The 13,870-nt window shown below is 54.3% G+C and carries 11 protein-coding genes; 7 read left to right on the forward strand and 4 right to left on the reverse strand.

Going from position 1 to position 13,870, the window contains the following annotated elements; genetic code table 11:
* The first annotated feature begins 234 nt into the window (after nt 1-234).
* Together R3C20_06565 and R3C20_06570 are read left to right on the forward strand one after the other, a co-directional pair.
* Nucleotides 235-2,700, forward strand: a complete 2,466-nt coding sequence (locus tag R3C20_06565; GenBank protein MEZ6040148.1) for a redoxin domain-containing protein — start codon at nt 235-237, stop codon at nt 2,698-2,700.
* 52 nt (nt 2,701-2,752) lie between these two features.
* Entirely contained in the window at nt 2,753-3,748 is a 996-nt protein-coding gene (locus R3C20_06570) for an alpha/beta fold hydrolase (protein MEZ6040149.1), read from the forward strand.
* A gap of 100 nt (nt 3,749-3,848) precedes the next feature.
* Here R3C20_06570 and R3C20_06575 read toward each other — a convergent pair whose 3' ends face one another.
* Complete coding sequence (locus R3C20_06575) at nt 3,849-5,297, reverse strand: trypsin-like peptidase domain-containing protein (GenBank protein ID MEZ6040150.1); 1,449 nt, start codon at nt 5,295-5,297, stop codon at nt 3,849-3,851.
* Between the two features lie 446 nt (nt 5,298-5,743).
* Here R3C20_06575 and R3C20_06580 point away from each other — a divergent pair, with 446 nt between their 5' ends.
* Nucleotides 5,744-6,679, forward strand: a complete 936-nt coding sequence (locus R3C20_06580) for a tetratricopeptide repeat protein (protein MEZ6040151.1) — start codon at nt 5,744-5,746, stop codon at nt 6,677-6,679.
* A 110-nt stretch (nt 6,680-6,789) separates the two neighbouring features.
* On the opposite strand, the gene R3C20_06585 is transcribed toward R3C20_06580, so the two are convergent.
* Nucleotides 6,790-8,649, reverse strand: coding sequence for a sulfatase-like hydrolase/transferase (locus tag R3C20_06585; protein ID MEZ6040152.1), 1,860 nt, complete (start codon nt 8,647-8,649; stop codon nt 6,790-6,792).
* Between the two features lie 283 nt (nt 8,650-8,932).
* On the opposite strand from R3C20_06585, the gene R3C20_06590 reads away from it, so the two are divergent.
* The 4 genes from R3C20_06590 to R3C20_06605 all read left to right on the forward strand — a co-directional run bounded on the left by R3C20_06590 (nt 8,933) and on the right by R3C20_06605 (nt 11,938).
* Nucleotides 8,933-10,129: a hypothetical protein gene (locus R3C20_06590; protein MEZ6040153.1), complete on the forward strand. Its 1,197-nt coding sequence runs from the start codon at nt 8,933-8,935 to the stop codon at nt 10,127-10,129.
* A complete protein-coding gene (locus R3C20_06595; GenBank protein MEZ6040154.1) occupies nt 10,126-10,794 on the forward strand; it encodes a hypothetical protein in 669 nt (222 codons plus the stop codon). Before R3C20_06590 ends, R3C20_06595 begins: the two co-directional genes overlap by 4 nt.
* Nucleotides 10,795-10,889: 95 nt before the next feature.
* Entirely contained in the window at nt 10,890-11,396 is a 507-nt protein-coding gene (gene pilO, locus R3C20_06600) for a type 4a pilus biogenesis protein PilO (GenBank protein MEZ6040155.1), read from the forward strand.
* Nucleotides 11,393-11,938 (forward strand): hypothetical protein, encoded by a 546-nt coding sequence (locus tag R3C20_06605; GenBank protein MEZ6040156.1) that lies wholly within the window; start codon nt 11,393-11,395, stop codon nt 11,936-11,938. Before pilO ends, R3C20_06605 begins: the two co-directional genes overlap by 4 nt.
* A 22-nt stretch (nt 11,939-11,960) precedes the next feature.
* Here R3C20_06605 and R3C20_06610 read toward each other — a convergent pair whose 3' ends face one another.
* Together R3C20_06610 and R3C20_06615 are read right to left on the reverse strand one after the other, a co-directional pair.
* Entirely contained in the window at nt 11,961-13,193 is a 1,233-nt protein-coding gene (locus R3C20_06610) for an AAA family ATPase (protein ID MEZ6040157.1), read from the reverse strand.
* 139 nt (nt 13,194-13,332) lie between these two features.
* Nucleotides 13,333-13,749 carry a DUF2780 domain-containing protein gene (locus R3C20_06615; protein MEZ6040158.1) on the reverse strand — a complete coding sequence of 139 codons (417 nt, stop codon included), beginning with the start codon at nt 13,747-13,749 and terminating at the stop codon, nt 13,333-13,335.
* Nucleotides 13,750-13,870: the final 121 nt, after the last annotated feature.

Genomic DNA, 13,870 nt, shown 5'->3' on the forward strand with positions numbered 1-13,870 from the left:
TTCGGTTCTGGTTTGCTGGTGTCCCGTAAATTGTGGCTACAGGCGTTCGCCAGGCTTGTCTGATCGTGTTTGCGACGGCAGAATGATTCTTGACGCTTTGGCGCTCAAACCGGTTGACTCAGCGATCATTGCTCTTTCCCGCCTTCGTGTTCTGGAGCGGAGAATCGTCAGGATTCGTCCGATTCACCAAACCTCCGAACTTCGGACAACGCCCTGTGGTAACAGGATCCCGCCATGTATTTTCGTTCCATGATGTCTCGTAAAATGCAGAGTGCTGCAAGTCTGCTGCTTTCAGGTCTGCTGATAATCGCTTCGACGACAGTTCCGATTGCAGCGGCAGACGAAAAGGTCCCGGACAACCAAACCCCGCCGTCCGCGACCGCAGCCGAATCTCAGGATGGGGACACCACAAAGGCCCCGGCACCCGCTGAGAATCCGGATCCTGCAGCAAAGGCGTCCGAGGATTCTCTGCCTGAAGGGCATTCCGTTCACGGCGAGGTCTTCAACGACGGGCCGCGGCAGGCTGCTTACCTGATGGACGGGATGGGAATTGTTCACTTTCCAGTGACAACCGCCAGCGATGAGGCTCGCAGGTTTCTGGAGCAGGGCGTCGCTCAACTTCACGGATTCTGGTACTTCGAATCCGAGCGTTCGTTTCGGCAGGCTGCCATGCTCGATCCGGATTGCGCGATCGCGTACTGGGGCATGGCGATGTCGAATCGTAAGAATGCAGACCGAGCGAAGGGATTCATCAAGGAGGCGATGGCGCGAAAAGATAAGGCAAGCCGACGTGAACGTCTCTATATCGAAGCGTTCGATCGCTTCATCAATGCCAAGTCCGGATCAGAAGACGAAAAACGAGACCGGTGCGAGCGATACATCAGCGATCTTGAGTCACTGTTGTTTGAGTTTCCGGATGACATCGAAGCAAAAGCATTCATGACGGAATTCTTCTGGTCATCACGAAGCGATGGTCTGAAGACTGTCTCTTATCTGACGATCGATGCCATGATTCAGGATGTTCTGGATGTTGAGCCACTGCACCCGGTTCACCACTATCGCATTCACCTGTGGGACGGCAAGAAGCCGGAGAAGGCGCTGGAATCAGCAGCCCGCGGGGGACTTGCGGCTCCCGGGATTGCCCATATGTGGCACATGCCGGGCCACATCTATTCTCGACTAAAGCGATACCACGATGCCGTCTATCAACAGGAAGCGTCCGCTCGAGTGGACCATGCCCACATGATGAAGGACCTGGTTCTTCCGGACCAGATTCACAACTTTGCTCACAACAACGAATGGTGTATTCGCAATCTGATCTACATCGGTCGCGTTCATGATGCCATTGCCCTGGCGCAAAACATGATGTCGATGCCTCGGCACCCAAAGTATAACCACATCGACAAATCAGGCAGCTACAAGTACGGTCGGCAACGATTGATTCAGGTCCTGAGAACCTACGCAATGCACGAGCAGATTCTGGCGTTAAAAGATACGCCATGGCTGGAGAATACCGGAAGCGAAACAGAAGACCTGGCAAGAGATCGTGCTGTCGGAGCAGCTTTCGCCGCGACTGGTCAAAAAGATCAGGCCCTTGCCATCGTGCAGGCATTAACGGCCCAGCACGAAAAGATAACTGCGGAAAAGAATTCCGCCGGCGACAAAGCAGAGAAGGAAGCAAAGGACGCCAAAAAGGATGAGAAGGCCGTCGCGAAAGCTCGCAAAGACGCCATGAACAAGTTCAGTGGCCGTCTGAATGAAGTTCAGCGGGCACTGGATGAAATTGATGGGCGACTTGCAGCCGGTGAAGGCCGTTTTGATGATGCCCTGCAACTGCTGAAAAAAGCGAACGGAACGTCTGTCGAAGAACAAGTTGCAGTGATGGTCTCCGCAGGTAAAGTTGATGATGCAATCAAGAAAATTGCGGACCGTGTTCGCACAAGTAAAGGTGAAGTTCTTCCGCTGGCGGCACAGGTCGAAACACTTTGGAACGCTGACAGGAAGGATGAAGCTCGAAAGGCGTTCGAGCAGTTGAGGGAGATTTCGGCAACAATTGATCTGGATATTCCATGCTTCTCGCGGCTTTCTCCCATCGCACAGCAACTGGGGTTTGAAGCTGACTGGCGTGTCGATCAAAAGTTCGCGGATGATATCGGAGCCAGACCAAACCTTGATTCCCTGGGGCCGTTCCGCTGGCAGCCTGTGACGGCTCCACAATGGTCGCTTCGGGATATGGAGGACAAGACTCGGTCATTGTCAGACTACCGAGAACGCCCTCTGATCGTCATCTTCTATCTTGGCTACGGATGCCTGCATTGTGCTGAGCAGCTTCAGAAGTTTGCTCCCGAATACCAAAAATTTCAGGAGGCAGGTTTCGATGTGGTTGCCATCAGCACGGACAAGCAGGAAGAGCTGAAGAATGCTCTTGAGAGTTACGAAAAGGGATTTCCGTTTCCTCTGCTTGCCGACCCTGAAATGGAAGTCTTTCGGAAATACCGTTGCTATGACGACTTTGAGAAGGCAGCTCTGCACGGCACCTTTGTCATTGACCGTCAGGGGCGAATTCGCTGGCAGGATATCAGCTACGAGCCGTTCATGGACCCGGAATTTGTACTGCGCGAAGCGCAGCGTTTATTGAACGGAGACCCCACGACATTGCCGGAATCCGGAGCGTGGCAGGCACAGATTTCGCGAAAGTGACGGAGCTTTCGATGCGACTTCAAAGCCACATTGCCGAATCGGACAGGCCAGCATGAGCCGCGAGTTTGATACAGCGTTGAGCCAGCCCATCGGCACGCCCGACGGCATTCGTGGATCGGGGAAATTCGGAACTGTCACGGCCTCCGACGGATACAAACTGAAATTTCGGCACTGGAAAGCGCAATCACCTCGAGGCATCGTCGTCGCGGTGCACGGTATTCAAAGTCATTCGGGCTGGTATGAATATTCGTCGTGGCACATGGCGAATGCCGGCTTTGATGTGTATCTCGCGGACCGCAGGGGATCCGGCGTCAATGGCCTTGATCGAGGCCACGCAGATCACGGATTGCGTCTGGTGAATGATGTTCGAACGCTGATCCGGCACGCGCGAGCAATTTCCGAAGGCAAGGTCTCAGAACCGCGGATGCCACTTTGTCTTGCAGGCATTAGCTGGGGGGGAAAGATTGCGGCTGCGACGGCCGCTCTGTTCCCGAATGAAATTGATCAACTGGCATTCCTGTACCCTGGGCTGGAGCCGCGTCTGCAACCTTCTTTCCTGCAGCGGATCCAGTTGCGGGCGGCAAGAGATTTCGACGTTCGCCGCAGACAGGTGCCGGTGCCATTATCCGATCCAACAATGTTTACAGCGAACCCATTCTGGCAGCGAGCGATCGCCGCGGACCCGCTTGCGCTGCATACCGTGACGAGTGGTTTCATTAACAGCGGATACCATCTGGATATGATCGTTCGTGAGCGGTGCAGGCACATCGCACATCCGCTCCTGCTGATGCTGGCGGGGCAGGATCAGATTATCGATAACGATCGCACTCAAAGGCGGATCATGACCTTCTCCTCAAACTGCATCCATATGCACCGATATCCCCAGGCGCGCCACACACTGGAGTTTGAAGAAAATCGTAATCTGTTCGTCGGACACATTATCGCATGGCTGCGTGAGCAGACACGTCGCGATTCTTCCGGAGTGACCGCTGATTCCGACCTGCACGAAGGACAGGAGAGTTCATCATCGACGGAACGCCCCTACTGAGAACGCACACAATAGTACCGTGTCGGCGTGGGACGTCTTTACAAGCGTTTGCCGGTCCTCGATCGGTCGCTGACGCATCGGGTTGTTTTTTAACGGGCTTCTAACGCTGCACACCCCGGAGATCGATCGCACCGGTGAGTGGCGGAACCGAACCAGCTCGAACAATGAGAAAGCTGATTGAGTTCATGGTTCGGATGCGATCTTCGCTCAGAATATAGCGGAGGTTAGCCGGCCCCAGCGTTTCGTAGTCGTCCAGACCGACAAGGATATCTCCATTGCGAAGTCCATGTCGTGCAGCCGGACCGCCCTGACGAACGTTACTGATCTTCATTCCGCCTTTGTAACGTCCCTGTACAGAACGCATGTCCTTGTCATCCAGCGCTTCGAGGCGGATCCCGAACATCTCCCACGCTCTTGCGACGACCGGATCCGGGGTGGGTTCGGCTGCGGTGGCTTCAGGTTCTGTCAGGACAGGCAGAGACGGACCTGTGGTTGAAACAGTCTTCGCCTCCAGGCCTGAACCGGACTTTGCAGAAACGTACGAGTTCCCAACCGACCGTCCCGCTCCAATCGTATAGGAAAGGGTGTATTCTTCACCCCCTCGCTGAACCAGGACATCAAGCGTTCGGCCGGCAGGTATGTCGAGAAGAGATCGTTCAAGGTCTGTGCCATCATTGATGGTGATCCCACGGACGGATTGCAGCACGTCACCGGCTCGGATTCCACACAAGTCTGCATCACTGCCCGGTGCCACGGAATCGACAACGAGTGTCAGTGCATCTGCCGATTTAACATCTCGTGTCGTCAGGCCGTGTGCGACACCGTTGAGCCTTTCAACACTCATCAGACGCGCGATGGTTTGTCGGGCATCATCAATTGGAATTGCGAAACCGATTCGCTGTGCCCCGGCGCGAATGGCAACGTTAATCCCGATGACTTCACCTTCCAGATTCAGCAGTGGTCCACCACTGTTCCCCGGATTAATACTTGCGTCTGTCTGGATAAGATTTTCGTAAGACTGCGTTTCATCAACTTCTACGTCACGATGAAGTGCGCTCACGATTCCTGATGTCACGGTGTGTTCGTATCCGTAGGCGTTTCCAACAGCAAAGACGGTTTCTGCCAGCATCAGGTCCGAAGATGTGCCCATGGGCATGACATCCAGGGGCTCGCGACTTTCGATACGGATGATGGCAAGATCCTGTCTGCGATCGAATGACACCGGTCTCGCATCAAATGAAGTGCCATCTTCCTGAGTGACGAGAATTCGATCGACATCCTGAATCACATGATAGTTTGTGACAATATAGCCCCGTTCATCCACAATGATTCCAGTCCCCATTCCGGTGACTTTGCGTGGCTTAGCGCTGAAGAATCTCGATTCCTTTTCGTCGGCGGTGAGCCTTTCTGTGTGGATATTGACCACAGAACGACGGCATTGCTGAACTGCCCTGACAAGTGGAGTTTGTCGATTGTCGGCGAATGCATCCCCTGAAACGCAGCAGGTTGCAGCGAACAGAGTGACCGCAGTCATCGAGGTTCGGAGCATTGTTTTGAACATTCAGAACCCACCAATTCTTCACAGAGTCCAGACCGGCTGCCCGCTGCGCCGACGCGCAAGGTTTTCGATATGACTCGTGGATCGACTGGAGTGGTTATGCGCTTGACTGCTGACGAATCGCGGGGGAAAACTTTACCTGTCTTTCCAGCATGTAAAGACAGGCAGAGTTTGAAGGTCAGGAATCGCCCGAGCTGAGGATTTACTCAGGAAGCCTCCGATTTCGCTCAGCATTGCCCCTGGGGTGAGCTTCGCGCGTACGCAATGGTGAAAACTCCGGGGACTTTTGCAATTTGGCTGTTCATGATTGCTCACATCGTGGCGTTTCAATTCGTAGTCGTGGAAAAATTGGCTTGGTGTCAGGGATCAAAATTGTGGTACATTGGGCGGATTCTGGAAATGCGCTCAAGCTTACAGTCTCGATAAGGAACTGACAGATGACCAGGGCAAGTTCAGACAGCACCGATCTCTCGGCCGCACGCGCTTTAATCAAAAAAAGAGATTTTGATGGAGCTGTGCAATTGCTGCAGAAACTGCTGGACGATTTCCCTGGAGATGCAGACGCGCTGGAATTGCTGGGAACAGTCTACTTCTACGGCAAGCAGTACGATCTCGCAGTGTTGACGTTTCGGGAGCTGAGTCAGGCCGATCCGTTTCGGGCCTCAGGCTGGATTAACCTTGGGGCAGTGCTGAATAAAATGGGGGAGCACAAGAAGGCGGTTGACGCGCTTCGCAAAGGGTTGCAGCGGGACCGCCAGAATCCCGAGGGCTACTATAACATGGCGATGGCTCAAAAGGCTCTGAAGCTGAATACAATGGCTGTGTCTGCATACAAGGAAGCCATCAAATTCAAGCCTGACATGGTCCACGCTCATCTGAATCTGGGGTTGCTGTATGCGGAGATGAACAACAATAAACTGGCCCAGCAATGTTATCAGGCTGTGCTGAGGATTGATCCGGACAATACGAAGGCCAGGACTCTGTTGGGGCAGACACAGGATCGACAGAAGAAAGCACGCGACGCGGTGTCGCCATTCGGACGACTGGTAGACGTGGATCAGCTGGATCACCAGCTGGAAGACACGGGGCCTCGTCACCTTTCCGCCCCTGCTCGCTGCGACGAACGCGATTTGATTCAGGCAATCACCAAACGAATTCGTCCGGATGCAAAAGGAATCGTGCCGCTCCTGGTTCAGGAGATTCCGGAGTTGCTGCACAGGCTCGAGATGATCACCAAGCAGGATGGCAACCGGTTTGCGGCACCGGAGACTCATCGGCAACTTATCGATTTGATCGCACGAGCAAAACAGATGCGTTCGGTCGTTGCCGAAGGGTTCGACGAGATCCGCAACCACCTGGAATCACAGCGTTAACAGAAACTGAATTCGATGCCGATCTGCAGCAGCCTGCTTGGACAGCATTCTTCAGGTTGAATTGCACCTCCGAATTGCTCCCAGGAATTCCCCCTGAACTGCCCGGGAGGTTACTTCCCGGCCGTTGGGAGTTGCTCCAGAGAATGAACAGCCAACCGCCCGACATACTCGCTTTTGCCCAACTCCCGGATCAGAGGGGCCGCGACACGAATGGCGTCGATTCCGGATTCGTCGATCTCCAGGATGGCTGCATACTGAACAAAGCTGCTTTCATTCTTGAGTTCATTTGCGAGCAAGGGCCAGGCTTCGGATCCCAGACCAGCTAAGCGAAGCCCGCGAGCCGCTGCGATTCGAACTGTTGGATCGGGATCGTGCATTCCGAATCTGAATACGGAAGCATGCTCCCCGGCATCAGTTTGGTGGGCGAGCGCCATCATCGACCACCAGCGTTCCACTGCATCTTCTGATTTCAATCCCGACTGAATCAAAGTGGCACCATCAACCGCAGTGGTCGATGCGACCTTCGCCAGATTCAAAAGGCGTTGAGTGCGGGAATCGCCGTCTTGTCCGTGCAGGATCTGCCATCGATTGCCGATCTGATCTTCTTCCTGGGCGAGCAGCGATTCGGGAAGCAGATGGGCGTCCCTCGATTCGAGTTGCCAGCGGTCACATTCTGACCGCAACCGCTGGAGTGACTCTCTATGTGCCGGTGAATCTGCCAGGTTATGAAGTTCCCACGGATCATTCTGTAGATCGTAAAGTTCTTCCGGAGCGCGGGGAGCCTGAAAGAACTGTGCGGATTCGGGCTTCAGAGTGCCATCTGCGAGCAAACGGCGCATTTCCTGTCGTACGACGCTTCGCTCGGAATACGTAATATTCTGCAACGCACACCGCCAGGGCATCAAATTGCGGACGTACCGAAATCGATTGTCACGAACAGAGCGGACCATATCCATTCGTTCGTCGACGCGATCTCGCGAGGCATGGACAAACTCACGATTCTCCGGCAGGTTGCGTCCAAGAAATGCCTGACCATGCATATGCTCGGGCGTGGCGATACCTGTCAGGTTCAATACCGTTGGTCCCAGGTCAATCAGATTAATCAGACGATCATCAACGCTGCCTGGCTGCCCCTGTTCGCCAACGCGCCATTTTTCAGGAATTCGTGCAATCATGGGAACGCGGGTGCCGGTGTCGTAAACCCATCGCTTTGCCCGGGGAAACCCGTTGCCATGATCCGACCAGAAAATAACAATCGTGTCGTCAGCGAGTCCGGCCTGATCAATTTCGTCGAGCAATTCACCGACTCGCTTATCCATCACCGTGATGATGTCCAGTAGCCTCGCGAAGGCATTCCTGACTTCGTCGGTATCCGGATACAATTCAGGAACCGTAATCTTCGACGGGTCGTGCTTTTCTGTTTCTGGCAGGTCACGGACAACTCCGGCCCAGCCTTCTGGCCAGATCTTGCTTTCGTGGGTCATCGTCAGGTTGAAGACCGCGAAGAACGGTTTTTCTTTGCTGGGGCGGTTCTTCCAGTGCGCGCGATTGGAAGATTCATCCCAGACCAGCTTCTGAGGCCAATTCAGGTTGTAGTCTGTCTTGCTGTTATTTGTGCAGTAATAACCAGCCTCTCGAAGATACTGCGGGAAGCATTTGACGTGATCCGGCAGGTTTGCTTTGGACCGCATGTGGTTGGCACCCAGACTAATGGGGTGCATTCCGGTGATAATGCCGGTCCGACTCGGGGCGCACACTCCGTGGCAGGTATATGCGTTGGTGTAACGTACGCCCTGCGTTGCCAGGCCATCAAGCCGGGGTGTCGTGGCATTCGGATCACCATAGCAACCAAGGTGTGCACTGATATCTTCGCAGCTGATCCAGACAATATTCGGGCGTTCTGCCGCATCTGCGCGCGTGTAGAAGAGAGTCAGGATGATGATGGCGATCGTTGAAAACAAGGTTTTCATTCCGTTCGTTCCTCTTGGGCAGGAGCATTTCTGAGGGCGGCAATACTGGCGGGCACCATAAAGTCGCGCGGCTTGAAACGCAAATAAGTGGGCGCGTGAAAGCCGCGCAATCGATACATCCGGTAGTCTGCTTCGAAACAGGTTTCCAAAAGGCCACAAACGTTGTCGTTGACCGAGCAACCAGGCGGTGGCTGAAATTATGCGCACTATGTTTTCATCACATACGGGGCGAAATCTGTATGGATGGCCAACCTTCAGAACCCGCACTCAGGCACCGCTGAGAATGTCACCCGCACTCCATTTTCAAGCCGCGTCAGGTCGACAGTATATGGCGCGGCGATCGACCGGATGCATCGGAATTGAGTTCGATGCGTCGGGCATAGCCTGTGCGCAGGCGGAGTTTGCCGACGGCCAGTGGAATGCACGTCTTGATCGGTACATGCAGCATCCAGCCGCATCAGACGCTTCTTCAGAATCGCAGCCGGTTACCGCCGCGATGTTGCCGGTCGCTTCAACGGATCTACTGATGCTGACGGCCGGTGCAAATACACCTTCCGTCAAGTGCGTACTGCCAATGGAGTTGTGTGATCTTCGAGTAATGTATCTGCCCGAGGCACCGCCGGAGGAAATGCGTCTGCTGGTGCAGAGAGAACTGGAATCGGGCGGAATGCGCGATCCGTTGTTCGACTTCTGGACCATTCCTGTCGAATACTCCACACATCACAATCTTGTTCCGGTCAATGCGATCATTGGTAATCCTTATGCCATCGGACAGGTGGTGAGCCTGTTTGGAGACGGTGGTTTCTCGCTTAATGCGATCGACACTATTCCAACGGCATCCGCGAGGGCAGTCAACATCTACCGGGAAGCAAAACGACGACTCGATCCTCCGGCCTGTCATGAAGACGAGTACTCCCTGCTGAACATCGTTGGAACCGGCAGCAACAGCGATGCGGCTGCAGCGATTGCTGTTCACGCTGGATGGTACGGCTGCACTTACACACTGGTCACACACGGGATTCCGATGCTGGCACGCGTTCCTGTCCGGAATGGGCTCCGTTCGCTGGTCCAGCCGCTAGCCAGTTTACTGGGAATGCCGCAGTCAGATGTGCTGCGAATGATGCGTGGCCTCAGCCGTAACCTGCCAGTGCGTGCTTCGGATCGGCTACTCAGAACCCTGGTGGAATCATGCCGCAACTGGGCAGTGAATATTGCAGAAGAGATTCTGAAGACCATTGCATATTCTTCGCGACCTGGATTCAGAATTGTCCCTTCAGAAATCATTGTGATCGGTCCAGGAAGCATCGTCCCCGGAATCGCGGAAATTCTGGAACTCGAAGTAAATATCGAGTCATTCGTGTGGAAGATTTGTTCTTCTCCTGACAGTGCGGAGGGAAGCAGCGACATCAACATGGTCCCCATGGTCTGGGGAGAATCGGCAGTCGCTCTGGCGTTGTCCGCTTCACAGGAGATCCAATGAATCACGCACTAAATCTTCTGCCGTTTGATGTACGACAAAAACACCTTCTGAGGGTCCTGACGACACGCTGGCTCCGGGTGGGCGTGGTTCTTCTGGTCACGTGTGCCGGGCTCATCACCTTGCGAGAGAATGATTACCGAAAACTTGCTCGCCGGAATGCCGCCAATGCGGCCTCTGCAATGGCCGTTCGAACGCTGGTGCAGAACGTTTCAGAGTCTGGTGCACGCGTCAACGCATTAACGAATGATCTGAATCACTATCATCATTCTCAGCCAACCCCCGACCCATTACGCTGGATTAGAGCTGTACATTTTGCGTCCAGCAAGACAGATGCGAGTTTGGTGGTCGTCTCTATGCGGATCACCCATTCAAGACAGTGTTTACCATCTGAAACCAGCCGGATCTGCACCGCTGCCGTGTCCGGAGAATCTTTCCTGCAGGCCCATACGCAGTCATGTCTTGATGATCCCGGATGGATCCGAAGTACGGTTGAACTCATCGGTCACGCAGACACCGACATCAGCACAACGCAATTTGTCAGTGCGTTACGAGACAGCGGTGTTTTTGATCTTGTGCAACTGCGATCGACTGCTCCTGTGACGGAAGACAGTGCTTTTCAGCGAGAATTTGTCGTCGAGTGCACTCGCCGGGAGCGATCATCATGATCTTCTTCGGCGGACAGGCAGATCATCGGTGTCACCGGCTCAATCAGTGGGGGAATACAATTTGCGCATTCGTTTGCGTCGTTTCAGGCCTTTTGATGTTTCTCGCGATCGAAGCCTACTATCGCGAGCGTCAGGCCGCGGTGTGCCTCATTGATCAGGATCAGCAAGTGCTGCTCGCTGAATTCAAGAATCTGCAGCAGCAAATGGAGGGCCTCTGCGAGGAAGAAATACGCCTGCAGAATTTGCTGGTCACGCTGCACGGCAGAATACCTGACGACGCAGATGAAGTTCGATTTCTTGAACAGGTGGTCTCCATCGCTGATGAGAATGATATTCAGATTCACGAGTTTCAGCGGGGGGATGTCCTGCCGGTTGGTGAGCTCTATCGCACTCAGATTCAGCTGACCGGTACATCGACATACGAAGGACTCTGTCGATTTCTGTTCAGGATGCGACAGATGGAGCGACTGTTTGACATCGACGAACTTCTGATTCAAGCTCAGGAACCAGGGCAGGATTATCAGACCATTTCCATGTCGCTGAGCATTGTCCATGCATCACCATCGCTCCTGACCAGCACGGTCGCGGGAGCAATGCGATGAAAGGCACAAGACTGACTTCGGGGCAGTTCCTGACGACCGTGTGTGCACTCACGTTTGGGCTGGGAGTGCTGCTTTATGCATTTCTCCCGGGAGCAGATGACTCAACTCCAGAATTTGAAAGGGCCGACACGGCGAAGCTGCGAACTTCGCTGTTGGCCGGTTCGGGTATCGCAACAAGCTTCGGGAGAAACCAATCCGGGGATTCCGTTTCAACGGAGTCCACGGGTCGGTTGACGCAGGCAGTTCTTCCTCTTGTTGTAGATGAAGCGGAGCTTGAGCGGATGCTAAGCCGTAATCCTTTTGTGCTTCCAGCTACCGTAGAGAAGGCGATGTCAGAGAATGCGATGTCAGGAAGAACCGCAGCAGACCAGACCGCATATGGGAAGATGCCGGTCCTATTCGACGGCCGCATCGTTTACGAAGGATCACAAATCGACGACGACTGGATTGCCGCAGTAGTCACACCTGAGAAAATGATATTGCAGCGAGTGGTCCAAATCGAAAATACAGCGGAGAATACGGAGACAAATTCGATTCGCTGAAACTGCGACAGGTGACTGGCAGTTACTGTTCTTCCAGCTCCTTTCGCAATTCCGAAAGACGCTTCCAGAGGCTGCTTCCTGTTTTCGCTCGACGCGCTACCGCGCTATCCCAATACGCCAGCAGTCTTGCCCGATCCTGGGCATCATCCTTCAGCACGACTCCCAGAAGATGCCCGGGCAAAAGGCTCAGTGGGTCCTTCTGACTCGGAAAAAAGCACGTCTGGCGACCAATCGAAGCTGCGATGGCGACGGCTTCCGCTGTGCTCATCACTGTTCCTGGTTTCTCCACCGTCCAGCCTTCCACGGTCCGGCCCTCTCGCAGATCCCGAAATGCAGTGACCATGGCCTCCAGTAAACCGTCATCTACCGGCTGCGTGATCTTTGATTCTGCAAGCAGAGCGGTACTTTGTCGTCGGACAAGATCCACTTCTCTCGCATGCTCGGCGATCGGCGAGATGACTTCAAAATTGAATCGGCGCTTCAAAGCTGCAGACATTTCTGAAACACCCTTGTCCCGAAGATTCGCCGTTGCGATCAGGTTGAAACCTGGCGCGGCAAATACGCTGCCTGAGTCACCATGTAGTTCAGGCACCATCAAACGACGTTCGGAGAGCAGCGATATCAAAGCATCCTGGACTTCCGGCAGGCATCGGGTGACTTCTTCCACGCGGACGAGCCTTCCCGATCGCATGCCGAGCATGATGGGTGATGGGACAAGTGCATCTTCGCCGGGGCCATTCGCCAGCAGTTTCGCATAGTTCCATGAGTATCGGAAATGGTCTTCGGTGCTGCCCGCAGTTCCCTGAATTGTCAGCGCGCTGGTACCGGAAATGGCTGCACTCAGCAATTCTGACAGCATTGATTTTGCGGTTCCGGGTTCACCAACAAGCAGCAAACCTCGTTCGCCGGCCAGCGTGACCACGCACCGCTCCACAATGGCTCTGTCGCCCACAAACTTTTCGGGAATCACCAGCTGCGATGGCAGGTCACCGTCCGAACCAGCGGGCAATTTCAGTTTTTCACCTCGACTACCGCAGATGAACAAGACGACGGCATGTGGTGAAAGATGCCAGCCTTCTGGTCGATCCGCGCCGTCCCATGCTCGCAAAAATGCGAGCTCCGTTTGGTAGCGTTCTTCGGGAGGCGGAGATTGTCTGCGACGAACTGGCGAGGCCGCGTTGACGCTTGCTTCCGCGCCGTTCGCGTCGCCGGCACGTTTGGACGATGTTGCTGTCTTGACTGCCTTCTTTGCCATTGCTGGTGCCGTTGTCAAAAACCTCGAAACAGGGAAATGGCGTGCATTCGGTGACTTTGAAGTCCGAGCCGATTTCAGCAAATCAGGAGTGATGAACTCCATCAAGCCTGCGTTACAGATCGACGACTTGCATCGTGGATTACGACTTGTCAGCGGCAAGCTCTGGTAGCTTTGCTGCCAGAGCGGAGAATGTGTCGTCGCCGAGCTTATCCCGCAGGAAGTTCATCAGCATCGAAATGAATTTTGAGGAGTTCTCGAGTCCGATGCCGCTCTTGCTCAGGATCGAAGCAATGGTAGCAAGACTGCCGACCTTGCCTCCCAGCAATGATCCGGCCACAGAAGTGATTGAACCTAACAAGCCGCCACCGGTCTCATCTGATGTGGCCTGGGCACTGGAGGCCAGCGACTGAGCACCTGGCAATTGCTGACTGATCTGATGAAACAACGCATCACCCACCTGTTCGCGGATGAAGTTCAATACCCCGCCTGTCGCTGATCTGCCTTCTGTCGCGTTAATGCCCAGTTGTTCGGTCACGAGCTTAATGAATTCGTCCATTCCAGTACTTCCTGTCAGGATCCACATGAGAAAGAAGTGAGATTGTTTCGCATTCGCCGGCCCGAAGCTGCTGGGACCACCAGCATTGCCGCAGCGTTTTCGCAGATCCGGTGTCGTATGT

Source organism: Planctomycetaceae bacterium (genome assembly GCA_041398825.1).
In the GTDB taxonomy this organism is placed as follows: Bacteria; Planctomycetota; Planctomycetia; order Planctomycetales; family Planctomycetaceae; genus F1-80-MAGs062.